The organism is Comamonas kerstersii (assembly GCF_002056725.1).
Taxonomy (GTDB): domain Bacteria; phylum Pseudomonadota; class Gammaproteobacteria; order Burkholderiales; family Burkholderiaceae_C; genus Comamonas; species Comamonas kerstersii.
In genome coordinates this window covers 1079714-1104001 of the sequence record NZ_CP020121.1, presented here as the reverse complement: position 1 = coordinate 1104001, position 24288 = coordinate 1079714, and the positions used below count along the sequence as shown (strand labels likewise).

The following is a 24288-nucleotide window of genomic DNA, read 5'->3' as shown; positions in this document are numbered from 1 at the left end:
ATTTATGCGAGAGACTGACATGAAGAAAACGCTTCCTGCACTGTCTGTTGGCCTGGGCCTGCTGGGCGCTGCCACAGGTGCTCTGGCCCAAGAAGCCGCACCTGTTGTTGAGGCCGCTGCACAGGTGACTTCGGCGGTAGAAACTGCTGCTGCCACGATCGATTCCGGCGACACCGCCTGGATGCTGACCTCCACCATGCTGGTGATTCTGATGATCATCCCCGGCCTGGCACTGTTCTACGGCGGCCTGGTGCGCTCCAAGAACATGCTGTCCGTGCTGGCACAGGTGTTCACCATCTTCTCGCTGATCACCGTACTGTGGGCCGTCTACGGCTTCTCGCTGACCTTCGGTGGCGAAGGCAAGTTCTACGGTGACTTCAGCAAGCTGTTCCTGTCTGGCATCACGCCTGACACCGTATCGTCTGCGCTGAGCACGATTCCTGAGTTCGTCTTCGTGGCCTTCCAGTCCACCTTCGCGGCCATCACCGTGGCGCTGATCGTGGGTGCCTTTGCAGAACGCATCAAGTTCTCGGCCGTGATGATCTTCTCCGTGCTGTGGTTCACCTTCAGCTACATCCCCATGGCCCACATGGTGTGGGGCGGTGGCCTGATGGCAGAAGACGGTGCGCTGGACTTTGCCGGTGGTACCGTGGTGCACATCAACGCCGCTGTGGCCGGTCTGGTGGGTGCCTACATGGTGGGCAAGCGCCTGGGCTTTGGCAAGGAAGCCCTGCCTCCACACAGCCTGACCCTGACCATGGTCGGTGGTGCCCTGCTGTGGGTGGGCTGGTTCGGCTTTAACGCCGGTTCCGCAGGTGCTGCCAACGGCGGCGCTGGTCTGGCCTTCATCAACACCATCCTGGCAACGGGCGCTGCTGCTGTGGCGTGGATGGTGGCTGAGACCATGCACAAGGGCAAGGCTTCCATGCTGGGCGTGGTCTCCGGTGCCGTGGGCGGTCTGGTGACCATCACTCCCGCAGCTGGCTTTGTGGGCCCCATGGGTTCCATCGTCATGGGTCTGATCGCTGGCCCTCTGTGCCTGTGGGGTGTGTCTGGCCTGAAGCGCATGCTGAAGGTGGACGACGTGTGCGACGTGTTCGGCGTGCACGGTGTGGGCGGCATCCTGGGCGCCATCCTGACCGGTGTGTTCTGCGCTGCCAGCCTGGGTGGTGTCGAGCCCGAGGGCTACAACATGGCCTCTCAAGTCTGGGTGCAGTTCAAGAGCGTGATCATCACCATCGTCTGGTGCGGTGTGGTCTCCTTCATCTGCTACAAGGTGGCCGACATCCTGGTGGGTCTGCGTGTCTCCGAAGATGCAGAGCGCGAAGGTCTGGACATCACCACCCACGGCGAATCTGCCTACAACCGTTAAAAGACGGTCTGGAATCTCTGTTCCCATCTACGTGTAGTGTGGCCGCCCTTCGGGGCGGCTTTTTTTATGCCTGCACACTGCTGTCAGGCAGTGCGACATGGAAGGGCGGGCTTGGTTTTCACAAGTACCATTCAAAAAAATCACAACGACACACACCCTCCAATTGCCAGAGACAAGTAGGATTGAGCGCCATGGATTCCTCCCTTCACCAGATGCTCGAGCGCGTACGCGCTGCTGTTGGCGATGCTGCCCCCCTGCGGATTCGCGGTGGCGGCAGCAAAGACTTTCATGGCATGCGCCTGCAAGGCGATGTGCTGGATATGCGTGCGCTGCAAGGCATCGTCAGCTATGAACCGAGTGAGCTGGTGGTCACCGTGCGTGCAGGCACACCCTTGCATGAACTGGAAGCCGCGCTGGCTGAGCGTGGACAGTGCCTGGCGTTTGAGCCACCACACTTTGCGACGGCGCAAGGCGATGTGGCAACCGTGGGCGGCATGGTGGCCGCTGGCTGGAGTGGCCCGGCACGTGCCGGCGTGGGCGCGGTGCGTGACTTTGTGCTGGGTGTGGAGATCATCAACGGCAAGGCAGAGCTGCTGCGCTTTGGCGGCACCGTGATGAAGAATGTGGCGGGCTATGACGTCTCGCGTCTGATGGCAGGCAGCTGGGGCACGCTGGGGGTGATCACCGAAGTCAGCCTCAAGGTGCTGCCCGTAGCGCCTGCCGAAGCCACACTGCGCTTTGCGGGTATCAGCCAGGCCGATGCCCTGCAACGCCTGAACCAGTGGGGTGGCCAGCCCTTGCCACTGAACGCCAGCCGCTGGCTGGAAGAGGGCGCTGCAGGCATGCTGTATGTGCGCTTGCGTGGTGCTGCTGCAGCCGTGGAAGCTGCATGCCAGAAAATGGGTGGAGAGCGCATGGAATCTGCGCAGGCAGCTATCGACTGGATAGCGTGCCGCGAACAGCAGCTGCCCTGGTTTCAGCAGCCACGGCTGGGCGACTGCCTGTGGCGCCTGTCTGTGCCGCCAACGGCGCCCGTGCAGCCCCTGCCAGCAGGGATTGCACCGCCGCTGGTGGAGTGGCATGGGGCGCTGCGCTGGGTGCATGCTCCGCGCAGCATGGGGCCACAGCTCAAGGCCTGGGCGCAGTCAGTGGGTGGGAGCGCAACGCTTTTCAGAGCAGAAATTGCAGACCAGATGAGCGCTGAGCCCCTATTTGACGTGAAAAACGCAGCTCTGCAGCGCATCCATGCGCAGCTCAAACAGGCATTTGACCCTGCCGGTATCTTCAACCCCGGCCGAACGGTGGAGTGACATAGACCGCTATGCGAAGGTTGCGTCACCTGGCAGATTTTCACCGTACCAGCTCCACCAACCGGGCGCTGGGCTATCTGATGGCGTTCAACGCCGGAGCCATCAATGCGGGGGGCTTTACGGTGCTGGAGCTGTACACCTCGCACATGACGGGTTTCATGTCCATGCTGGCGGACCATCTGGTGCTGGGCAATACCGCGCTGGTGCTGGCCGCGCTGGGGGCGCTGCTGGCGTTCACCGCTGGGGCCGCAGTCTCGGCCATGCTGGTCAACTGGGCGCGGCTGCTGGGCCTGCGCAGCACCTATGCTCTGCCGCTGCTGCTGGTGGCTTTGCTCATGCTGCTCTTCGGTCTGGTGGGCTCTGTCACCATGAACTGGAAGACGCTGTTCGCCGTGCCCATGACGGTGCTGCTGCTGTCCTTCATGATGGGCGTGCAGAACGCCACGCTGACCAAGATGTCCAACGCCACCATCCGCACCACGCACATGACGGGCGTGGTGACGGATCTGGGCATTGAGCTGGGCAAGATGCTGTTCTGGAACCGGCTGGCAGGCGTGCAGCAGCAGAAGGTGCGGGCCAACTGGTCCAAAGTACGCCTTTTTTCCGGACTGCTGGGCATGTTTTTTGTGGGCGGTATTGCCGGGGCGCTGGGCTTCAAGCAATGGGGCTTTGTCTGTGTGGTGCCGCTGGCCTTGCTGCTGATGCTGGTTTCCCTGCCGCCACTGTGGGCGGATGGCCGCAAGCTGCGGCATTACTTTGCTTCCCGTGCAACCTAAAACGATAACGAGACAAGCCCATGCAAACTAAGCTCGCGCCGGTTTACCGTGATACGCCTGAAGGGCAGGAGGCCGAAGCCATTCTGCGCAAATGTGTGCACTGTGGCTTCTGCACCGCTACCTGCCCGACCTACCAGACGCTGGGCGATGAGCTGGACGGACCGCGTGGCCGTATCTACCTGATCAAGCAGGTGCTGGAAGGTGCAGCACCAACGCGTGCCACGCAGCAGCACCTGGACCGCTGCCTGACTTGCCGCAACTGCGAATCCACTTGCCCCAGCGGTGTGCAGTACGGGCATCTGGTGGACATTGGTCGCAAAGTGGTGGAGGCACAGGTGCCGCGCCCCATGGGCGAACGCCTCCAGCGCTGGGCCCTGAAAGAAGGCCTGACATCGCCCCTGTTTGCTCCAGCCATGAAGCTGGGCCAGCAGGTGCGCAGCCTGCTGCCCGCGCACATTCGCGCCAAGGTGCCGCCAAAGACGGAGCATGGTGTGTGGCCCACGCGCGAGCACGCCCGCAAGGTGCTGCTGCATCTGGGCTGCGTGCAGCCTGCCATGCTGCCCAATATCAACTACGCCACAGCACGTGTGCTCGATGCCGTGGGCATCCAGAGCGTGGTGGTGCAAGGCAGCCAGTGCTGTGGGGCGGTGAAGTTCCACCTCAATGACCAGGACGGGGCCAAGGTGCAGATCCGCGCCCATATCGATGCCTGGTGGCCAGCGGTGGAGGCGGGCGAGGTGGAAGCCATTGTGAGCAATGCCTCAGGCTGCGGCGTGATGATCAAGGACTGGGCGCACATCCTGCGCCATGAGCCTGCGTACGCAGACAAGGCAGCACGCATCAGCGTGCTGACCAGAGACTTGAGCGAACTGCTGCCAGCCCTGCTGCCTGAACTGGTCGAGCAGCTGGAGGGCAAATTGCAGGTAGACAGCCAGCCCATGGCCTACCATCCGCCCTGCACGCTGCAGCATGGGCAAAAGCTCAAGGGCACGGTGGAGGCTGGTCTGCGCCAGCTGGGCTTTCAGCTCGTCACTGCACGCACCGAGTCGCACCTGTGCTGTGGCTCGGCAGGCACATACTCGGTCCTGCAGCCAGAGATTGCCCATACGCTGCGCGAGCGCAAGCTGCGGGCGCTGCAGGAGGTGGCGGTACAGCCTGCAGCGATTCTTTCGGCCAATATTGGCTGCATCGTCCACCTGCAAAGTGGCACGGATATCCCGGTACGCCACTGGGTGGAAGTGCTGGATGACGCGCTGCGCAAAGCCGCATGAACAGGCGCTTTGCCTGCATTTGCCTGGGTGCGGAGCCAATGCCGCGCATGGTGTGAACGAGCCCGGGCTTCACACTTGGCCCGCAATGCTGGCATCATCGCGGGTTTGATTTTTGCAATGGCGTCCTGCCCATGACCGAAACTGTGTCCTCTTCCGTTGAACATGCTGCGCCTGCAGCTGCCGAGCCAACGCGTCGTCAGCCGCGCCGCGGCAGCCATCCTCGCAAGCCTGCAACGCCTGCGGCTTCGCGTCCCGTACGTGAAGTGCACCCTGTGCTGGCACAGCTGGCGCAGCTCTATCCAGCGCTGTTTGGCGCCAATGCACTGCCCCTGAAGCGCGGCATCTACCAGGACCTGCTGGCCGCACATGGCGAAGTGCTGGACAAGGCCGGGCTCAAGGAAGCGCTGGCCATCCACACACGCTCTACGCGCTACCTGCTGGCCGTGGCCAATGGCACGGCGCGTTATGACCTGCAGGGCAATGAGGTCGAGCCCATTGCGCCCGAGCACGTGTTTCACGCCGTGGTGGGGGTGTTCAAGCGCAAGAAGCCGCGCGATGGCGAAGATCTGCAGGCCAAGCTGCGTCACCGCATTGGTCAGGCCTTTGTGCGATCTGGCCTGAGCCGCGAAGCCTATATGGCTGTGGTGCAGGTGCGTGATGCGGCCACCCAGACGGCGCTGGAAGAAGCGCTGAACGAAGTGGCCGAGCAAGATGCCAAGGCCGAAGCCGTGGAGCGTGCCTATGTGGCCAGCGGCTCGGGTGATGTGCGTGCCTTTGCCGACATGTATGGCATGGATGCACGCCTGGTGATTCGCCAGCTGCAGCGTGCCAAGCAGCTGCGTGCGGCATAAGCCAGAAGCATGCTGAAGAGGAGCCTGCAAGGCTCCTTTTTTATGCCTGCTGCTGCAGTGCAGCTTCAATGTCTGCAGCCATGCTTTGCGGTTTGTCGGTAGGAGCGTAGCGGTGCAGCACCTGGCCGCTGCGGCCGACCAGAAACTTGGTGAAGTTCCACTTGATCATTTGCGTGCCCAGCACACCCGGCGCTTGCGCCTTGAGCCAGGTGAACAGCGGATGGGCGCTGCTGCCGTTGACATCGACCTTGGCCATCATTGCAAACTCCACACCATAGTTGCGCTGGCAGAAGCTGGCAATTTCGCTGTTGCTGCCCTTGTCCTGCTGGCCAAACTGGTTGCAGGGAAAGCCCAGAATCACCAGCCCCTGACTGGCATAGCGGGTGTGCAGTTCCTGCAGGCCTTGCAGCTGCGGGGTGAAGCCACAGGCACTGGCGGTGTTGACCACCAGCACGACCTGCCCACGGTATTGCGACAGGGGCACGGTCTGTCCGTCGATGGAGGTGGCCTGGAAATCGTAGAAGCTGGGCATGGCGGCGTCTTTTCTGGGAAAGCGACAAAAGCGCAGTGTCGCACAGGCGGAATGCAGCTGTTCTTTCTCGATGTGCATCAAGAAATTGCGGTGTCAATGCCTGCTTGTTGGTGCTCACTCTTGCTGTTGCAAAGGCCTGGCATTTACTCGTATTTGGCGAAGTCTTCATGCCGCAAACACAGGCGACAGCTGGCCGCCGGGTCTCCCTAGAATTTCTTGTAGATACAGATTGATACGTTCTGCGAGGGTGGTTATGGGGTGGACAAGCAGCATGCAGACGGCAGGTCCTGTGCCTGGCCGGGGGGGATGGCAGTCGTGGTCTTTGCGCAGCCGCTTCTTTCTGGCGGCGGCTCTTGCGCTGTGCGTGACCGTGCTGATGGTGGTGCTGCTGCTGCAGTCGGCCCTGACCAGTGCCGACCAGCAGGAGCGCGTGCAGCGCTATGAGCTGCCTGCACAGTTGCAGTCCGTGGCAGCGCGTGTGCAGGCACAGCTGAACCTGGCCACGCGCCTGCAGACGACGGACAAGGCAGAAATTGGCCGCATGTGTGAGCAGCTCAACCGCTTTCTGGAGCGCCTGCACACAGCGTTCCGTGATGTACGCACCTCTGTGAACGCCATTCATGCCAATGCTGGATCGATTGCACGGGGCAACCAGGATCTGGCGCAGCGCACCGAGACCGAGGTGGCAGCGCTGGAGCACTCGGCCTCCAGCATGGAAGAGCTGGCCACCTCGGTGCAGCAGAACGCAGAAACCGCACACATGGCCAGCAGCCTGTCGAGCAATGCCACCGATGTGGCGCGCCAGGGTGGAGAGCTGATGACGCAGGTGGTGGAGCATATGCAGTCGATCGCGCAGCGCTCCGGTGCAGCGGCACGCGAGATTCGCGATCTGATTCAGGAGTCCAACGCCCGTGTGTCCAACGGCGCACAGCATGTGGAGCAGGCCGGTGCCACCATGCAGGACATCGTGCAGGCCGTGCAGCGCGTGTCTGACCTGATGCAGTCCATCGCCTCCGCCTCGCAGGAGCAGGCGCGTGGCCTGTCCAGCGTGACACAGTCCACCAAGCAAATGGAGCAGGTGACCCAGCAGAACATGGCGCTGGTGGATGAGGTGGCGGCGGCAGCAGCTCAGCTGGAGGCCGAGGCTACGCGCCTGCATGACCTCATGGGGGCTTTCCATCTGGAGCAGAACAGCACAATGACACTGGCCTTGCGGTAAAGGCAAGCCAGCATTGAGCAGGCAAGGCTTCTGCGCTAGATTTGCTGTCTGTACGGCGTACAACCCATACAGGAGCTCTTTATGCACAGAGGATTGTTATCGGTTCTGGAAAGCGGCAGTCTGGCGCTGGTGCTGTCGGCAGTGATGCTGGTGGCTGCAGTGGCTTATGGCCTGTATACCAACCATCAGGCCAAGGCAGCAGATGCTGCGCCTGTGGTGCAGGAAGCCGCACCAGCCAAGTAAAAACGGAGTCAGCCATCGCAAAGCCCGTGCAGTCCCACTGCACGGGCTTTGTGGTATCTGTAGATGGCCTAACGCTGCTTTTGCAGCACCGCCAGCAGCGCGCCGCCAATGATGAAGACGCCGCCCAGCAGCATGCGCGGCGTCAGCTGTGTAGCGCCCAGCAGCCATGCCGAGCAGCTGGCAAACAGCACTTCCGAGAGCATGATCAGCGAGGTGGTGCTGGTGGGCACGCGCGCCGCCCCAAACTGCAGCGCCCAGGAGCCCACGGCCACCAGCACCGCCATGCCCAGCAGGCAGCTGATCCACACCGCATTCGGTGCCGGAATGGCTGGAAACTGGCCCAGGCCATAGCCTGTACCCGCAGTGATCAGGCCGACCACCATGCAGCCTACAAACATGGCCAGCACGCGCGACATGCTGGGCGTGTGAAAGCTGCGGCGCAGGATCACATTGGTGCAGGCAAAGCAAAAGCCGCCAAAGATGGCCAGATACTCGGGCAGACCGATGCCTGCGGTCAGGCTTTGCCAGGTAGCGCCTTGCGGCACGATGACCAGTGCCATGCCGCTGAAGGCCAGCACCAGCCGCAGCAGACCGGCTGCCGTGGGGCGCTCGCCCAGAAAACGCCAGGCCAGCAGGACCGTCCAGGCGGGCATGAGATAGAACAGCAGGATGACGCGCACCACATCGCCCGTCGATGCCGCCATGTTGAAGGACACATTGGTCAGCCCCGAAGACAGCGCCAGCAGCCACAGCACGCGATGGGCGGTAAAGCCCTGCCAGCTGCTGCGGATGCACAGCACGGTGACCAGGGAGAGCAGGCCGTAAATCATGCTCGTGGCCCAGGGTGCAACCAGACCTTGCCCATGCATGGTCTGAAACGGCCACCAGGCCAGGCCCCAGACCATGGCGTTGAAAAGCAGACAGAGATACGGCAGAGCTGATGGCATGTCAAAAACAGCTCCGGCGCAGAGATTGACTGCGCCGGATGCTATGAAAAGATGGTGGATGTTCTGGCTGGTATGGGCAAGTCTCAGTGATGGTCGCGGCGCGCAATCTGCAGCAGCTGTCGTACCTCATGGCCGTGGTGGCGGCAGTTGTAGCGGTACCAGCGGCCAATCAGCCACATGGTAGCTGCAACCATCAGGCCAAAGCAGGTGATGGCACCATAGGCCGACATGCCCCACATGGTGGCCAGGCTGTACAGCAGACCCAGACCCAGAATGCAGGCCTGTTCATTGAAGTTCTGTACGGCAATCGAGCGGCCGGCACCCATGAGGCTGTGGCCACGGTGCTGCAGCAGTGCGTTCATGGGTACGACCAGATAGCCGCCCAGACCGCCGAGCACGATCAGAAATGGCACGGCAATCCACAGGTGGCCGATGAAGTTCATGCAGATCACCAGCAGGCCCATGGCAATGCCCATGGGAATCACGCGCGTGGCGTGCTGCAGGCGCATGCGCATGGAGGCCAGCACAGCGCCTACGGCCGTGCCAATCGCGACCACGCCCACCAGCGCAGAAGCCTGCGTGGTGCCGTAGCCCAGAGCCACCGCAGCCCATGCCAGCACGATGTAGCGCAGATTGCCGGATACGCCCCAGAACAGGGTGGTGGTGGACAGCGAGATCTGGCCCAGCTTGTCCTTCCACAGGCGGCGGTTGCAGTCCCAGAAGTCGGGTAGCAAAGCCATGGTGCTGCGCACCAGCCCCTTGCTGTGGTTCTGGCGCAGCGGCATCAGGGCTGCCTTGGTGCGGGGGATGCGCAGGTTGAAGGCGGCCGCCAGTGCATAGACAAAAATCAGCACGCCAATGGCTGCTTCGGCGGCGTTGTCTACGCCGGGAATGCCCAGAGCCAGCAGTGGCCCGGCAATGGCGGGTGCCACCAGCTGACCGCCGAGCAGCACGCCCAGGATGATGGAGGTGATGGTCAGGCCCTCAATCCAGCCATTGGCCTTGACCAGCTGGGAAGGGGGCAGCAGCTCCGTCAGAATGCCGTACTTGGCGGGGGAGTAGGCCGCCGCGCCCAGGCCCACCACGGCGTAGGCCAGCAGCGGGTGGTGGCCAAAGAGCATGAGCAGACAGCCCACGACCTTGATGGCATTGCTGATGAACATGACGCGCCCCTTGGGCAGCGCGTCCGCAAACGCACCCACAAAAGGCGCAAGCAGCACGTAAAACAGCGCGAACATGGGAACCAGAGCGGCACTTTGCCAATCTGGGGCACCGCCGGTGCGTAGCAGTTCAACCGCTGTCACAAACAGTGCGTTATCGGCCAGCGAGCTAAAAAACTGCGCCGACATGATGGTGTAGAAACCGCGCTTCATGAAAATTCGGGGCATGTCCACGGCAGCAAGGGCCAGTGCGTGGACAAGATGGGACTGTTGGCAAAATGACGGTCGGTTATATCACGGGGTGTACGGACCGAACTTTCATAAACCGAATGCATCTTCCGGATTTGCGGCTGTATGCCAATGCTGCACGCAGTATTGCCTGCGGAGTTCGCTTACATCCTGCGCTGGCAGTGCCAGAATGTGCCATCTGCCCCGTTTTGATTGCTTTGACATGCCCCGTCCGATTCTTGCCACCATCCACCCTCAAGCGTTACGTCACAACCTCGAGCAAGTGCGCAAGGCGGCCCCGGACGCCAAGCTGATGTGCATGGTCAAGGCCAATGCCTACGGCCACGGGCTGGAACATGCCTTTGCCGGGCTGCGCGCCGCCGATGGTTTTGCGGTGCTGGAAATTGCGGAAGCACAGCGCCTGCGCGCCATGGACTGGCGTGGCCCCATCCTGCTGATTGAAGGCGTGTTTGAGCCGCGCGATTTGGAGATGTGCTCCCGCCTGGGCCTGTGGCACACCGTGCACTGCGACCGCCAGATCGACTGGCTGGCTGCGCACAAGACCCAGGTGCCACACCGCGTGTTCCTCAAGATGAACAGTGGCATGAACCGCCTGGGCTTCACGCCCGAGCGCTTTCGCAGTGCCTATGCGCGCCTCAATGCGCTGACGCAGGTGGAGGAAATCTCCTTCATCACCCACTTCAGCGATGCCGATGGTCCCCGTGGCACGGCCCACCAGCGTGCGGTGTTTGAGCGTGCTACGCACGATCTGCCCGGCGAGCGCACGCTGTGCAACAGCGCGGCATCGCTGCTGGAAGCCTCGGACGAACACCTGCGCGGCGACTGGGTGCGCCCTGGCATCGTGCTGTTTGGCAGCTCGCCCGACTATCCTGCACACACCGCGCAGGACTGGAACCTGCAGCCCGCCATGACGCTCAGCGCCCAGGTGATTGGCACGCAGCAGCTGCAGGCCGGTGACACCGTGGGCTATGGCTCCACCTTTACCGCCACCGGCCCCATGCACATTGGTGTGGTGTCCTGCGGCTATGCCGACGGCTATCCGCGCCTGTGCGGCACCGATACGCCGGTGCTGGTCAACGGCGTGCGCACGCGTCTGCTGGGCCGTGTGAGCATGGACATGCTGTGCGTAGACCTCACACCCGTGCCCGGCGCGGGTCTGGGCAGCGAGGTCGTGCTGTGGGGCAAGTCGCCCAGGACCGGCGCCATGCTGTCGATCGACGAAGTGGCTGCCGCCGCAGGCACTGTGGGCTATGAGCTGATGTGTGCAGTGGCAGCACGCGTGCCCATGGTGAATGACGAAGAAGCAACGCCGCGCAAATAAAAAAAGAGAGCTGCTTGCGCTGGATTGATAAGGTTTTCAGATACTTTTGTATCTGAAAACCAGTCAATACAAGCGCTAGGCGCTCTGCTTTTGATAGATGCCTCCACGGCCATTGCAGGTGCTCGCAGCAGCCAGCCAGGCTGCGCCGATATAGTCACGCCATGGCCAAAGAGAAAACCATCTACACCTGCAATGAATGTGGCGGCACCTCGCCGCGCTGGCTGGGCAAGTGCCCCAGCTGCGGCGCCTGGAACAGCCTGATCGAAAGCGTGCCGGAGGCGGCGTCTGGCGGCAAGAACCGCCTCAGCGCACCACAGGGCTATGCGGGCATGGCCAACGCCCAGCCCGTCACCCCATTGCACGCCATTGAAGCGCAGGATGTGGCACGTACGCCCAGCGGTATTGAGGAGCTGGACCGCGTGCTTGGCGGCGGCGTGGTCGAAGGCGGTGTGGTGCTCATTGGCGGCGACCCCGGCATCGGCAAATCCACGCTGCTGCTGCAGGCCATGGATGCGCTGCAGCGCGCAGGCTTGCCCACGCTGTATGTGACCGGTGAAGAAAGCGGCTCCCAGGTCGCGCTGCGTTCGCGCCGGCTGGGCATTGATGGCAGCCTGGTCAACCTGCTGGCAGAAATTCAGCTGGAAAAAATCCTCGCCACGGTGGACGCCGTGCAGCCTGCGGTGGTGGTGATTGACTCCATCCAGACCATGTACTCCGACCAGCTCAGCAGCGCGCCCGGCTCGGTGGCCCAGGTGCGCGAATGCGCCGCGCATCTGACGCGCATGGCCAAGAGCACGGGTATTACGGTGATTCTGGTCGGCCACGTCACCAAGGAAGGTGCGCTGGCTGGCCCCCGCGTGCTGGAACACATGGTGGACACCGTGCTGTACTTCGAGGGCGACACGCACAGCCCGCACCGGCTGATCCGCGCCATCAAGAACCGCTTTGGCGCGGTGAACGAAATCGGCGTGTTCGCCATGACCGAAAAGGGCCTCAAAGGCGTGAGCAACCCCAGCGCTATCTTTCTGAGTCAGCACACCGAGCCCGTACCCGGCAGCTGCGTAATGGTCACGCTGGAAGGTACGCGTCCGCTGCTGGTGGAAATCCAGGCACTGGTGGACAGCGCTGGCCCCGCGCCGCGCCGCCTGTCTGTGGGTCTGGACCGCGATCGCCTGGCCATGCTGCTGGCCGTGCTCAACCGCCATGCAGGCGTGGCCTGTGCGGATCAGGATGTGTTCGTCAACGCCGTAGGCGGCGTGCGCATTGGCGAGCCTGCCGCTGACCTGGCGGTGATGCTGTCCATCACCTCCAGCCTGCGCGGCAAGGCATTGCCCAGGGGCTTTGTGGCCTTTGGTGAAGTGGGTCTGGCAGGCGAAGTACGCCCTGCGCCGCGCGGGCAGGACCGCCTCAAGGAAGCTGCCAAGCTCGGCTTTACCGTGGCCATCGTGCCCAAGGCCAATGCACCCAAGAAGCCGATTGCGGGGCTGACCATCCATGCGGTCGAGCGTGTGGATGAGGCCATGCAGGTGGCGCGTGGGCTGGATTAGACTCGCTCCGCAACCCTGGGTACGTCGTTGCTCAGCCTTGTCGTACGTGTTGTACTGCCTGCGGCTTCGCGCCTCGTCTCCAACGTCAACCTGCGGTTGACTGGGCAGCGTGAGCGGCTTTTAGTCCGGCTGGCTGTGGGATACGCACTGCCCACAAAACAGGCAGCCTTCTCCCATAAGAGAATGACAGCATGAATGCGCGCAACGTAATGATCCCCCTGGGCCTGCTGGCCCTGCTGTACCTGGCCTATGACTCGCTGGGCTGGAAGGGCGTCGCCGCCGTGGGCGGCGGTATTCTCATGTGGCTGCTGCTGCACTTCACGCGGCTGATGACCGTGATGCGCCGCGCGGCGGAGCGCCCCATCGGCTATGTCGGCAGCGCCGTGATGCTCAACGCCAAGCTAAAGCCCAAGGTCAACCTGATGCATGTGGTGGCCCTGACCCGCTCGCTGGGTGAGCGCCTGTCCGAAGAGGGGCAGGAGCCAGAGATCTACCGCTGGACCGATGGCACGGATTCACACGTGACCTGCGAGTTCGTGAACGGTCGCCTGGTCAAGTGGACGCTGGTGCGTCCGCAGAAATCTGAAACCCAGGCACCTCAGTCACCGACGATGGCAAGCTAAGCTTTAGAATCCCTCACAGACGGAAGGCTGGCTCCGGGCCAGCTTTTTATTCAGATTTGAACTGCAAGCAGCCTGCACGCACAGGCTGCCTTCCACCTGTGAGAGAGACACCCACCATGAGTACCACTGCCATCGTCGAACTGACTGCCAAAGACCTGAACCAGCAAGGCGGCGTCTACTGCCCCAGCCCCAAGGCAAACATGAAGCTGTGGAATGGCCACCCCAAGGTCTATATCGATGTGGCCCACCACGGCGAAGGCAAGTGCCCCTACTGCGGCACGGTCTACAAGCTCAAGGCTGGGGAAGTGTTTGCCGGTGGGCATTGAGTAATTTGCATGACCAGCTCTATTGCGACGACGAACGAACTGCAGGACAGCGCTCTTTTGGAGCGCTGTCCTGCTTTGGCACAGATCACGGCAGTGATCGTCACCTACAACAGTGCGCACTGTGTGCCGGATCTGTCACGTCAGCTCAGGGGCTGGCCCCATGTCATCGTGGTCGACAACGGCAGCGCCGATGACACCGTGGTGCAGGTGCACAGTCAGCTGCCGCAGGCACAGGTCATTGCCTTGCCGGAGAACCAAGGCTTTGGTTTTGCCAATAACCGTGGTTTTGCGGCTGCATCCACGCCGTTCTGCCTGATGATCAATCCCGACTGTGGTCTGCGTGCGGAGCATGCACAGGCACTGTGGGAGACGGCGCAGCAATGGCCAGATGCGGCGATTGTGGTGCCTCAGCTGACCGGCAATGATGGTCGCCCACAGCTGAACTACGGCTGGATTCGCCACTGGTGGTCATCCCGAGGACCAGCGGCCGAGGGTGTGAGCTGTGTGGGCAATGCCTGTGGCGCAGCCATGCTGCTGCGGCTGGCGAATCAGCCACGTGACGGCTGGTTTGATGAGCGATTTTTTCTCTACTACGAGGACGAAGACATGTGCCTGCGCCTGCTGCAGGAGCACAAGCCTGTGCTGCTTCAGCCTGCCGTGCATGTGGCGCATTCCAACCGTGGTTCGGTGCGTGGGCCCCGCCCTTGGCGAGTGGAATACGGGCGCGGTTACCACCATGCACGCTCCAAAGTGCTGTTTACAGCCAAGCATGCTGGGGCGCAGGCGGCGCGCAAGCACCGCATGAAGTCTTTGAGTGGAGCCGTGGCCCTGCTGGCCCTGCGTTTGCTTGCACCATCACCCAAGCACCTGGCGCGGCTGTGGGGGCGCATTCGCGGGCTGTGCAGCGCCTCCACCACTTACTAATTCAACGGAATCAAGATGGCCAGACTGACCATTGGCATCCTCACCATGAATGAGGAACGGCGTATTGCTGCATGCATTGATAGTGCAGCATTCGCAGATCAAATCATTGTGGTGGACAGTGGCAGCAGTGACGCCACCGTGGATATCGCCAGAGCCAAGGGGGCAGAGGTTTACATTCATGCGGACTGGCAAGGCTTTGCTGTGCAGCGCAACCGTGTACTGCAGCACGCGAATGGAGACTGGATTTTCTTTCTGGATGCGGACGAACAACTTACGCCGGAACTGGCAGCAGAAATTCGAGGCGTGGTGGACGCAGACCAGGATGCTGTATGGGAAGTCGTCTGGGAAGAGATCGCCTATGGCCAGTCACTGGCGCGCATGAGTGGCGGTGGCGGTGTGATGCGCCTGTTTCCTCGAAGATTGCTGCTGGGCTTCGAAGGGGTGGTTCACGAGGGAGCACGCCTGAGTCGGGAGGGCGTGCTACAGCGTCAACTGAGCCATCGGTTGCCCCATTATTCGCGTGAAACGATTTACGGCAGTCTGGTCAAGCTGGCTCAGTATGTGCAGCTCGGAGCCATGAAGCGCCATGCCCAAGGGAAACGCGGTGGTGTGCTGCGAGGTTTAGCTTCCGGTATTGCCAATTTCTCTCGTGTTTATTTTTTCCGGCGTGCATTTCTATGTGGAAGAGCCGGATTTTTGATCAGCTTGTTTGTTGGTCTGGAATGTTTCTTTCGCTATGTCGCTCTGGAAACAGATCAAGCACAGCTACAGGAAACTAAGAAACGTTAACCATGCATATTTCAAACAACGATTTTTCGCCGCAAAGCAACAGCAAATGCTTGATTGCTGCACTGAGTGTGCTGGTGCTGGCTTATTTCGCCTTCCCAGTGGCAATGGCCTTGGGTTATGTTTCCATGGCCTTGGCATTTGTGCTGGGGCTGTTCGCGTGGAAGTCTTTGCGTGAATATGCCTATGTGCTGCGCAGTCCTTTGGTGATTGCGGCGTTGGGGCTCTATGTATTGATGCTATTGGGGTGGGCCTATACACCAGCCCCCTTGGACGATGTCAGATTGCACTTCAGCAAATACGCCAAATTGCTGCTGGTGCCTGTATTTATCCTGTTGCTTCAGAACGAAAAATGGCGTCAGCGCTGTGTGTATGCTTTTATGGCAGCCATGGGCTTTATTCTTGTTTCAGCATACGCCAATATCTTTTTCCAGCTTCCATGGTCCAGCACCCAGAATCTGGGCTGGGGGCAGGACCATACGGTCATTGGTGACTACATCACACAGAACATCATGATGGTGTTTTTTGCCATCTTGCTGCTCGAAAAAGCGGTGACCAGTAGCCATCGCATGGAGCAGGTATTTTTTGCCACCAGTTTTGTGCTGGCGGTGCTGGTGGTGACCCATTTGTCCAATGGGCGGACGGGATATTTGCTGCTGATCGTTGCATTGGGCATGTATGCCTTGAAATGGGCCAGAGGCTGGAAGCAGTGGCTGACGATCGGTGTAGTGGCCTGTGTGATTGCTCTGAGTCTGGCCTCGTCTGAGCGCGTGCAGCATCGAGTGGAGCAGGCTGTGACTGAGCTGGAAAACAGCGACTCCATGGAAATTACCAGCATTGGCGGACGGTATAACTTCTGGAAATACACGCTGCAGATGACACTGGAAAAACCCTTGCAGGGCTGGGGAACCGGCAGCTATCACTCACAGTGGTGCGAGCACGTGACTGCGGAGGGGTGGTGTGGCTTTGGTCGCTGGCACCCCCATAACCAGTATCTGTTTTTCTGGATGGAGCATGGCCTCCTCGGTCTTGCTTTGTTCGTGCTCTTTGTGGTGTCTCCGATCTGGATGACACGCAAAATGCCAGATTCACCGCGTCGGATAGCATGGTGCTTCTCGGCGCTGTTTGCTGTCAACAGTCTGATCAATGCATCGCTGTTCAGCTCTCGGGAAAGTCACTTTTTTGTGATGATGACGTGCTTGGCGTGTGCTGGGATTGTCCTGCAGTCAGTCCGCAGCAGCCAGCAGCCCACATAAATAAAAAAGCCAAGTGCATGCACTTGGCTTTTTTACTTTTACAGCTTCATCTCATACCCCACCGTCATCGGCGCATGGTCTGAGAACTTCTCGCCCTTGTAGATGGACTCCTCCCGTGCCAGGGCAGCGATGGCTGGGGTGGCGAGGTGGTAGTCCAGGCGCCAGCCCACGTTGTTTGCATAGGCCTGGCCGCGGTTGCTCCACCATGTGTAGCACTCGTCCGTGGTGTCGGGCTTGAGGCAGCGGTAGACATCCTTGATGCCTCCGTTTTCGTTATCGGCCAGCAGCATGTCCATCCAGGCGCGTTCTTCGGGGGTGAAGCCGCTGTTCTTCTGGTTGCTGCGCCAGTTTTTCAGGTCTTCCTTGCGGTGGGCAATGTTGATGTCACCGCACAGCACAAACTCGCGTTCGCCTTTCAGGCGCATCAAGTGGGCGTGCATCTTGGCCAGAAAGCGGAACTTGGCGGCCTGGCGGTCTTCGCCGGAGGAGCCGCTGGGAAAGTAGCTGCTGATGATGGAGAACTTGCGGGTGGGCGTATCAAAGCGCGCCTCCACGTATCGTCCTTCGGCATCGAACTCTTCAGGGTCAAAGCCTGCAATCACATCGCTGGGCTCGTGGCGGCTGTAGATGCCCACGCCCGAGTAGCCGCGCTTTTGCGCAAAATGGAAGACGCCGGGCATGCCTGCCAGGGAGTCAAACTTGCCGGCGATATCCGCAGCTTGGGCCTTGACCTCTTGCACGCAAATACAATCCGGGCCGGTCGCAGCGATCCAGTCCTCCACACCCTTGGAAGCGGCAGAACGAATGCCGTTGAGGTTGAGGCTGGTCAATTTGAAAAGGGAAGCATCCATGTCTATCAGTGGCGCGCAGCAGGAACAGAACACTCAACTGGCGCAGGAATTTGTGCAGTTCGCCGTGCAATCCGGCGTATTGCGTTTTGGGGAGTTCAAGACCAAGGCCGGGCGTATGAGCCCTTATTTTTTCAATGCCGGCTTGTTCGATGACGGCGCCAAGATGGCGCGTTTGGCTGAATTCTATGCAAAAGCCATTGTGGCCAGTGGCATGGAGTTTGATATGGTCTTTGGCCCTGCCTACAAGGGCATTCCCCTGGCAGCCACCGTGGCGGTGGAGCTGGCGCGCATGGGCAAGAACGTGCCCTTTGCCTACAACCGCAAGGAAGCCAAGGACCATGGCGAGGGCGGCACGCTGGTCGGCGCGCCCATTCAGGGCCGTGTACTCATCATTGATGATGTGATGAGCGCGGGCACGGCAGCGCGTGAATCCATTGCCCTGATCCAGGCTGCGGGGGCTACGCCACACGCCGTGGCGATTGCGCTGGACCGCCAGGAGAAAGCCACCGAGAATGGCAAGGACGTGGACCACAGCGCCGTGCAGTACGTGCGCAACCAGCTGGGTCTGCAAGTCTGCGCGATTGCCAATCTGTCGGACTTGCTGGCCTACCTGGAGGCCCGAGGGGGCGAAGGAGAGATGGCGCAGCACCATGAGCGCGTGCTGGCTTATCGCCAGCGCTATGGAGTCAATGATTAAGAGTCTCTGACGGGAGAGGGCGGCAGGGGCGCAGCAGCGCTTTTGCCATATGGCTGTCAGTGGCTCTGCACACCACAACTATGACAAGCCATGAAATTGGCCACACATCTGAGGCTCGCAATGGTGTTGAGTGCTGCGTGCTGTACCCCGCTGTGGGCACAGCCTCCGTCAGGCAGCAATATCTACACCTGCATTGATGCATCCGGCGTGCGGATTACGTCCGACCGCCTCATTCCCCAGTGCCAGGACCGCGAACAGCGCGTGCTGGGCCCCTCGGGCGTGGTGCGCCAGCGCATCGGTCCCGCCATGACGGAAGCCGAAATGGCGCAGCATCTTGAAGTACGCCGCCAGCAGCAGCTGGCGCAGCAGCGTGAAAAAGAAAAGCGCAAGGAGCAGCAGCGGCGCGATCAGGTGCTGCTGGCGCGCTATCCGGACCGAGCAGCCCACGACGCACAGCGCCGCCAGGGCATGCAGCAGCTGGAGGCATTGCTGGCCATGTCACGCCAGCGGCTGGAGGAGCTGCAGCAGCAGGAGCGCGAACTGCAGCAGGAACTGGAGTTCTACGCCAAAGACGCGTCCAAGACGCCTGCACGCCTGACAGCTCGCCTGCAGGATGTGCAGCGTGATATTGCTGCACAGCAGGCGCAGATCGCTGCCTATGAAACAGACCAGCGCCGTATACACGCACGTTTTGACGAAGAGCTGCAGCGGCTGGAAATGCTCTGGCGCCAGCGTGCTGCAGCCAGTGCGGGGTCTGAGTAAAAAAGTGAGCAGCTAGCGCTTGTATTTGCTTGATTTCAAAGATAAATATCTTTGAAGTGTTTCATTTTCAAGCGCTGGCAGCTATTTTTATGAGAGTGCCTGCCACACCGTAGCACCGCCCGTGCCCGATACCTGCGGTGCAATGCCCAGCAGGGCTGCATGGCGGCGCAGCAGTGCTTCAAAGTGCTGGGTGTCAGCGGCGCTGAGTTGTTGCTCGTCACCCTGATAGTCGCGTGCCACTTGCACGGTGGTGAAAGAGTGGCTGCCAAACTTTTGCACGGCATTGCGCAACTTGTCGAGATTGATGGGGGCAGAAGTAGCAGTCATGGCAAGGCTCCTGAAAATCATCAGATGGCGGTCACAGCGCTGAATGTGGCATGGATGGCCGCATCAGCACAAGAGGTGCTGGCTGCAGGTGTGGCTGCCATGTCGGGCCACACGCGGATGCGGTCTGGGCTGACATGGCCTGCTGATCATGCACCTTGCATTGTGTGACAACACTGACAGGCCTCGCGCACCACTGGCTGCGTGGTCGGTGCCGTGGTGATTCCTCCTGTGCTGGAGCTGCTCTACAACGCCTACGGCTTTGCTGGTGCACTGCCCCGTGAAGGCATGGACGCATCGCAGGCGTTGGCTGCACCGCAGGCCACCCTGATGACACAGATTGCCAACGGCATCTTCAAGAGCAATCTGGACTGGAACATGCTGGGCCTGGGCGTCGCCGTCGGTGTGGCCGCCATCGTGGCCGATGTGCTGCTGCGCAAGCGCGGCACGGGCGCACTGCCTCCGCTGGCTGTGGGGCTGGGCATCTACCTGCCTCCCACCATTGGCATGACGCTGGTGCTGGGTGCCCTGCTGGGCTGGCTGATTCAGCGTGCCATCCGCCGCTATGGTGAGCGCAATGGCAAGGACTGGGTGGCTGGCGCGGAAGAGCGTGGCCTGCTGCTGGCTTCGGGTCTGATTGTGGGCGAGAGCCTGATGGGCCTGGCACTGGCCGCCGTGATTGGCTTTAGCGGCAGCGATGCACCGCTGGCGCTGGTGGGTCATGACTTTGCACCTGCCATGTGGCTGGGCCTGGTGGCATTTGCGGCGCTCTTTGCCTTCTTCTACAAGCGTGTGTTGCGCTCCTGAACCATGCATGCACACGGCGTTGGATAACGCCGTGCAGATGCGAGGGCTGCACCATGGTGCAGCCCTTTTTTATGCGTGCGCCTGCTGCACAGCGCGCTGCACTGGCAGCGTGGCTTCGTAGTGCAGCACATCCAGCCACTGGCGGTGCAGCTGCGGCTGCGTGGTGGCATGGCCGTGGGGGTGAAAACCGTTTTTCAGCAGCACCTGCACCGCCGCCTTGTTCTGTGGGCGCACGGGTGCTGTCAGCCTTTGCAGATGGTGCACATGAAAAGCTTTTTGCATCACCATGGCAACGGCTTCGGTCGCCAGACCATGGCCATCGTAGCCGGGGGCAATGCGGTAGCTCAGCGTGGCTTGTGCTGCCGGGGTGCGCTGCACATGGGTCAGGCTGATGCGGCCTGCCAGCACGCCGTCGCACCAGATCAGGTAATGCCATGCCAGCCCGGCCGCCTGCTGCTGCAAGGCTGCCTGCAGGGTGCGGGCAAAACCTTCGGGGGTGTAGAAGGACTCCGGGCGCGGATCCATCCAGCGTTCAAACGCATCGCGGTGCTGTGTTTCAAAGGCCAGCAAAGTGGCGGCATCCGCAGCTTGCAGCAATGTCAGCTCCATGGCGGCCCTTTCTTCCAGACAACGGACAAAGCGCCATTGTGGCAGCCTGCACGCCTGCCCGGCGTAGGGAAGATGGCCGATGTGCAGCGGGAGGCCTCTGGCACATGACTGGCCTGGCAACTGGGTGCAGCGGCAGCGTGCAGCACCTGTCTGAAGAGGATGGCTATCTGGCATTGATTCTTGCCATACTGTGATCTCTAGCTATGATTTTTGAATTAATCCAGCAGCCCAGACTGCATCATCCATAAGGTGTTTCATGGCAGAAATCCAGCTGTCTCCGGCATCCATGCCTTCTCTGTCTTCTTCACTGCCGGAGGTCGCGGCGCGCTGCATTGCCGTGGGGCCGGCGGCCTGCCGTGCCATGGGCACATGGCACTCCGAGATGCAGGTGGCGCAGTGCTTTGTCAGCACAGAACCCGGTCAGCCCACCGAGCAGGGCCAGAGCTGGGTGACGCTGGATGCCGTGGAAGACAGCGCAGCTGCGCTGCAGGACAGTGCGGATGCCGTGGCTGACAAGGTGCTGGCCTGGCTGCGCACCAGCCTCAGCGAATGCACAGGGCTGGTGGTGGATACCTCCACGCGTGCTGCGCGCATCACTGGTCTGACGCTGGCCCGCCGCCTGCAGGCCGCAGGCATAGACGTGCTGGCCGTGGTGCTTTCTGCACGGCTGCACCAGGGGGCAGAAGTCATTCAGCAGTCCCGGCATGCCCATGCCCAGCTGCATGAACTGTGCAATGCCAGCATGCTCATTGATGGCGCACGCTTTGCCCCGCTGGATGATCCCGCGCCCTATGTGCAGCATGTGTGTGACACCTTGCTGCAGGCCGTCAACGAATACGGCCACATCAATGTGGATGTGCAGGACATTTTTAGCGCGCTCTGTGGCCGCAACTCCCACATGGCCCACGCCGTCGTGCAGCGCGGCCCACGGCTGGCGCAGGACCTGCTGGAGCAGCTCACCCAGGGCCGCCTGATGACCGTGGCCGAACTGCGCTGCGCACGCGCCGCACTGGTGCTGGTGGATGCTGCACATGGCCAGCTCAAGCTCAGCGACGCGCGGGACATCATGCAGACCATCAGCAGCATGATGCTGCCTGATGTGCACTTTATCTATGGCAGCGGCTACTCCCAGCGCCCGGAAGCGGAGCTGGGCATCACCCTGCTGATTTCGTATTAAGGATTTGCCATAAAAAATAGCTTCCAGCGCTTTTAATACAAGCGCTGGAAGCTATTGTTTTTATATGCGCAGAAGCTGAATCAGCGCACCTGCTGTGCAGCAAATTGCACCTTGGGGTTCACATAGCTTTCCTGGGCCTGCACCAGCTGCAGCTCGCGCTGGCCGCTTTCGTGGGTGCGGGTCAGCAGCTCAAACATGCTGGCCTTGGTGCGCTCCAGCGCCAGCTTGGCAGAGCCCATTGCGCCAAAGTGCTGGCTGTAGTGTGCGGTAAACAGCGCGGCGGTCACATCGCCGGAGCCATTGGCCTTGAAGGGCAGGTGCGGGGTTGTGACCAGCCATGCGCCATTGGCGTCTGCTGCCAGCATCTCAATGGTGCCGGGCGCTGCATCGGGGCGAAACACACTGGTCACCAGTACGGCGCGGGGGCCCATGGCCATGACGGCGTCCACGGCCTTGAGTGTTTCTTCCAGCGTCTGTACTTCCATGCCTGCCAGATAGCCCAGCTCGAACTGGTTGGGTGTCACCAGATCGGCCTTGGGCACCACGCGCTCGCGCAGCAGTTCGGGGATTGCAGGGTTCACAAAGCAGCCCGACTTGGCATTGCCCATCACCGGGTCGCAGGTGTAGGTGGCGTTGGGGTTGGCGGCCTTCACGCGTGCGACGGCATCCAGAATGGCGTCGGCAATGTCGGTGCCGCCCTGGTAGCCGCTGAGCACCACATCCACCTGCGCCAGTGCGCCGCGCTGCTCCATGGCGCTGATGATGGCTGTCACCTCGCTGGCAGGAATGGGTGAGCCCCCCCACTGACCATAGCCCGTGTGGTTGGAGAAGTTCACGGTGTACACCGGCCACACCTCATGCCCGAGGCGCTGCAGCGGGAACACGGCTGCCGAATTGCCAACGTGGCCGTAGGAAACATGGGACTGGATGGAAAGAATGTTCATGGCTCAGGGAAGAAGGTCGCCCGGCACATGGCCGGGCTGTTCAATGCAATGGGAGAGCATGGTAGCGCTGCGATTCGTGCAACGCATGGCCGGACTGAAAAGCGACGGGCGGTAGTGAGACAAAACAAGGCATCCGGCCTTCCCCCAAAGCAAAAGCGTAAAGCAAAAGGCCGTGCAAGAGCTCGGCCTGTGAGCAGCAGTCGCAGAGGTGCTCAGCTTGCCTGCATCTGCTTTCTGTCCTGATACACCATGTACAGCAGCCACAGCCAGGCGCAGACATATCTGATTTATGAATAGGACGTGTCTGGCCGCTCTCGGCCAGCAGCCGCGTCTGGAAAGTCCTTTTCATGCCATGGTGCGCTCACCAGCGTGCCTGCAGATGCAGCGCAGCACTTTGCCTGTGCAGTCGCTGTGTGCAGGCGCAAGGGCTGGGATCGCGTTGAAAAGATGTTTACAGCGGCACGGGCGGCTTGAGCTGCGCAAAGTAATGCGCATACCCGGCCAGAAACTTCTGCCGGTGCACGGCACGCAGGTCCAGCTCCTCGAGCAGTTCGTACTTTTCAATCAGCTGCCGGAAGGCGTAGTACGGGCTTTGCGTCTGGTGCGTGGCCGCGTACATGGCCACCACCTCAAACGCATCCTGGTTCATGATGGCCTTGAGGATGTTGGCGTAGAACATGCGGTCGCTGTGCCCATCCTGCGCAGCCTCCTCCTTGTGCAGGCCCGCCTTGGGAAACTTCTGGTCGATGAACTTCAGCATCTCAAACAGCACGGAGATGAAGTGGTCAATCTCGCTGTGGTCGGCCATCAGCAGCTTGCGCGCATCTTCCAGACTGGGCTGGGCGTGGGCCTGCTCCATCAGTGCCTGCAAAGGGGTGGAAGCTGCCGTCCCGTGCTGGGCAGGCAGCGGCGCGTTGATTTTTTCAAACGTGGAGTTGAACAGCTTGAGCAGCGAAAAGAACGTGTTCTCAAACGCGTCGAGCCGCTGCGCCGCAATCTGTTCGGTGAACAGGCGCACATTGGCCTCGGCCGCCAGGGTGGACTTTTTCAGCTCCTCCATGGTGGCTGCCAGCTCACGGCGCTGCAGCCGCAAGGTGAATAGCAGGGCAATGAAGGAGAAAAAACTCAGAATCGGGTTGAGCACACCGCCGAGAAAGTCGCCCGACAGACCCAGCGCCTCGGCACGGCTCATGCCCTCGCCGTTGTTGGCGGTCTCCAGCCAGGTCTGGTAGTTGGACTCAAAATCCCAGTAGGTCTTGAGGTAGAACCAGACCGTACACGCCAGCAGAAAAACGGCGATCAGTTCCAGCAGGTGAATTTCTTTCCAAGGGCGTGAACGCATGCGCAAACTCTCCGGGCTTGTGTCAGGGCTGATGGCAGCCAGCCAGCATAACCGTGCCACAG

25 protein-coding genes and 1 pseudogene are annotated in these 24288 nt (G+C 61.1%); 18 read left to right on the top strand and 8 right to left on the bottom strand.

Annotated features, from left to right (window positions below):
• The first annotated feature begins 19 nt into the window (after positions 1-19).
• The 5 genes from B5M06_RS05210 (at position 20) to B5M06_RS05190 (ending at position 5580) form a co-directional block, all read left to right on the top strand.
• Positions 20-1372, top strand: a complete 1353-nt coding sequence (locus tag B5M06_RS05210; protein ID WP_080025174.1) for an ammonium transporter — start codon at positions 20-22, stop codon at positions 1370-1372.
• Positions 1373-1554: 182 nt separating this feature from the next.
• Complete coding sequence (gene glcE, locus B5M06_RS05205) at positions 1555-2682, top strand: glycolate oxidase subunit GlcE (protein ID WP_080025173.1); 1128 nt, start codon at positions 1555-1557, stop codon at positions 2680-2682.
• An 11-nt stretch (positions 2683-2693) separates the two neighbouring features.
• Entirely contained in the window at positions 2694-3458 is a 765-nt protein-coding gene (locus tag B5M06_RS05200; protein WP_054067958.1) for a YoaK family protein, read from the top strand.
• Between the two features lie 20 nt (positions 3459-3478).
• On the top strand, positions 3479-4729 hold the full coding sequence (glcF, locus tag B5M06_RS05195; protein WP_054067959.1) for a glycolate oxidase subunit GlcF: 1251 nt from the start codon (positions 3479-3481) through the stop codon (positions 4727-4729).
• Between the two features lie 131 nt (positions 4730-4860).
• Complete coding sequence (locus B5M06_RS05190; RefSeq protein ID WP_054067960.1) at positions 4861-5580, top strand: ProQ/FinO family protein; 720 nt, start codon at positions 4861-4863, stop codon at positions 5578-5580.
• Positions 5581-5620: 40 nt separating this feature from the next.
• Here B5M06_RS05190 and B5M06_RS05185 read toward each other — a convergent pair whose 3' ends face one another.
• Positions 5621-6112, bottom strand: coding sequence for a glutathione peroxidase (locus tag B5M06_RS05185; protein ID WP_054067987.1), 492 nt, complete (start codon positions 6110-6112; stop codon positions 5621-5623).
• Positions 6113-6365: 253 nt separating this feature from the next.
• On the opposite strand from B5M06_RS05185, the gene B5M06_RS05180 reads away from it, so the two are divergent.
• On the top strand, positions 6366-7331 hold the full coding sequence (locus B5M06_RS05180; protein ID WP_162777480.1) for a methyl-accepting chemotaxis protein: 966 nt from the start codon (positions 6366-6368) through the stop codon (positions 7329-7331).
• A gap of 81 nt (positions 7332-7412) precedes the next feature.
• A complete protein-coding gene (locus B5M06_RS16960) occupies positions 7413-7574 on the top strand; it encodes a hypothetical protein (protein WP_162777481.1) in 162 nt (53 codons plus the stop codon).
• Positions 7575-7642: 68 nt separating this feature from the next.
• Here the strand turns inward: B5M06_RS16960 and B5M06_RS05175 are convergent, their stop codons facing one another.
• Complete coding sequence (locus B5M06_RS05175) at positions 7643-8521, bottom strand: DMT family transporter (RefSeq protein WP_054067962.1); 879 nt, start codon at positions 8519-8521, stop codon at positions 7643-7645.
• Between the two features lie 83 nt (positions 8522-8604).
• Positions 8605-9894 (bottom strand): lysophospholipid transporter LplT, encoded by a 1290-nt coding sequence (gene lplT, locus B5M06_RS05170; RefSeq protein WP_054067963.1) that lies wholly within the window; start codon positions 9892-9894, stop codon positions 8605-8607.
• Positions 9895-10132: 238 nt separating this feature from the next.
• Here lplT and alr point away from each other — a divergent pair, with 238 nt between their 5' ends.
• From alr to B5M06_RS05135, 7 genes are all read left to right on the top strand, one after another.
• A complete protein-coding gene (gene alr, locus B5M06_RS05165) occupies positions 10133-11251 on the top strand; it encodes an alanine racemase (protein ID WP_054067964.1) in 1119 nt (372 codons plus the stop codon).
• 161 nt (positions 11252-11412) lie between these two features.
• Positions 11413-12798, top strand: a complete 1386-nt coding sequence (radA, locus tag B5M06_RS05160; RefSeq protein ID WP_054067965.1) for a DNA repair protein RadA — start codon at positions 11413-11415, stop codon at positions 12796-12798.
• A 191-nt stretch (positions 12799-12989) separates the two neighbouring features.
• Positions 12990-13421, top strand: a complete 432-nt coding sequence (locus B5M06_RS05155; RefSeq protein WP_054067966.1) for a hypothetical protein — start codon at positions 12990-12992, stop codon at positions 13419-13421.
• 116 nt (positions 13422-13537) lie between these two features.
• Complete coding sequence (locus B5M06_RS05150) at positions 13538-13747, top strand: zinc-finger domain-containing protein (protein WP_054067988.1); 210 nt, start codon at positions 13538-13540, stop codon at positions 13745-13747.
• A gap of 9 nt (positions 13748-13756) precedes the next feature.
• Positions 13757-14671, top strand: coding sequence for a glycosyltransferase family 2 protein (locus B5M06_RS05145; protein ID WP_054067967.1), 915 nt, complete (start codon positions 13757-13759; stop codon positions 14669-14671).
• 15 nt (positions 14672-14686) lie between these two features.
• Entirely contained in the window at positions 14687-15460 is a 774-nt protein-coding gene (locus B5M06_RS05140; RefSeq protein ID WP_054067968.1) for a glycosyltransferase family 2 protein, read from the top strand.
• Positions 15461-15462: 2 nt separating this feature from the next.
• Complete coding sequence (locus tag B5M06_RS05135; protein WP_054067969.1) at positions 15463-16713, top strand: O-antigen ligase family protein; 1251 nt, start codon at positions 15463-15465, stop codon at positions 16711-16713.
• Between the two features lie 38 nt (positions 16714-16751).
• Here B5M06_RS05135 and B5M06_RS05130 read toward each other — a convergent pair whose 3' ends face one another.
• The gene (locus tag B5M06_RS05130; RefSeq protein WP_054067970.1) at positions 16752-17564 is read right to left on the bottom strand and encodes an exodeoxyribonuclease III; all 813 of its coding nucleotides are present in this window, start codon (positions 17562-17564) and stop codon (positions 16752-16754) included.
• On the opposite strand from B5M06_RS05130, the gene pyrE reads away from it, so the two are divergent.
• Positions 17563-18261 (top strand): orotate phosphoribosyltransferase, encoded by a 699-nt coding sequence (gene pyrE / locus B5M06_RS05125; RefSeq protein ID WP_054067971.1) that lies wholly within the window; start codon positions 17563-17565, stop codon positions 18259-18261. The genes B5M06_RS05130 and pyrE overlap by 2 nt on opposite strands.
• 120 nt (positions 18262-18381) lie before the next feature.
• Positions 18382-19023, top strand: coding sequence for a hypothetical protein (locus B5M06_RS05120; protein WP_054067972.1), 642 nt, complete (start codon positions 18382-18384; stop codon positions 19021-19023).
• An 87-nt stretch (positions 19024-19110) separates the two neighbouring features.
• Here the strand turns inward: B5M06_RS05120 and B5M06_RS05115 are convergent, their stop codons facing one another.
• Positions 19111-19350 carry a hypothetical protein gene (locus B5M06_RS05115; RefSeq protein WP_054067973.1) on the bottom strand — a complete coding sequence of 80 codons (240 nt, stop codon included), beginning with the start codon at positions 19348-19350 and terminating at the stop codon, positions 19111-19113.
• Positions 19351-19527: 177 nt separating this feature from the next.
• On the opposite strand from B5M06_RS05115, the pseudogene B5M06_RS05110 reads away from it, so the two are divergent.
• Positions 19528-20154 (top strand): annotated as a pseudogene (locus B5M06_RS05110) (OPT/YSL family transporter); the annotation flags it as partial.
• A gap of 69 nt (positions 20155-20223) precedes the next feature.
• On the opposite strand, the gene B5M06_RS05105 reads toward B5M06_RS05110, so the two are convergent.
• A complete protein-coding gene (locus B5M06_RS05105) occupies positions 20224-20763 on the bottom strand; it encodes a GNAT family N-acetyltransferase (protein WP_054067974.1) in 540 nt (179 codons plus the stop codon).
• A gap of 256 nt (positions 20764-21019) precedes the next feature.
• On the opposite strand from B5M06_RS05105, the gene B5M06_RS05100 reads away from it, so the two are divergent.
• Positions 21020-21940, top strand: coding sequence for an FtsZ/tubulin family protein (locus tag B5M06_RS05100; RefSeq protein ID WP_054067975.1), 921 nt, complete (start codon positions 21020-21022; stop codon positions 21938-21940).
• A gap of 80 nt (positions 21941-22020) precedes the next feature.
• On the opposite strand, the gene pdxY is transcribed toward B5M06_RS05100, so the two are convergent.
• Both pdxY and B5M06_RS05090 read right to left on the bottom strand, forming a co-directional pair.
• The gene (pdxY, locus tag B5M06_RS05095) at positions 22021-22884 is read right to left on the bottom strand and encodes a pyridoxal kinase PdxY (protein WP_054067976.1); all 864 of its coding nucleotides are present in this window, start codon (positions 22882-22884) and stop codon (positions 22021-22023) included.
• A 451-nt stretch (positions 22885-23335) separates the two neighbouring features.
• Positions 23336-24226 carry a putative phage abortive infection protein gene (locus tag B5M06_RS05090; protein WP_162777483.1) on the bottom strand — a complete coding sequence of 297 codons (891 nt, stop codon included), beginning with the start codon at positions 24224-24226 and terminating at the stop codon, positions 23336-23338.
• Positions 24227-24288 lie beyond the last annotated feature (62 nt).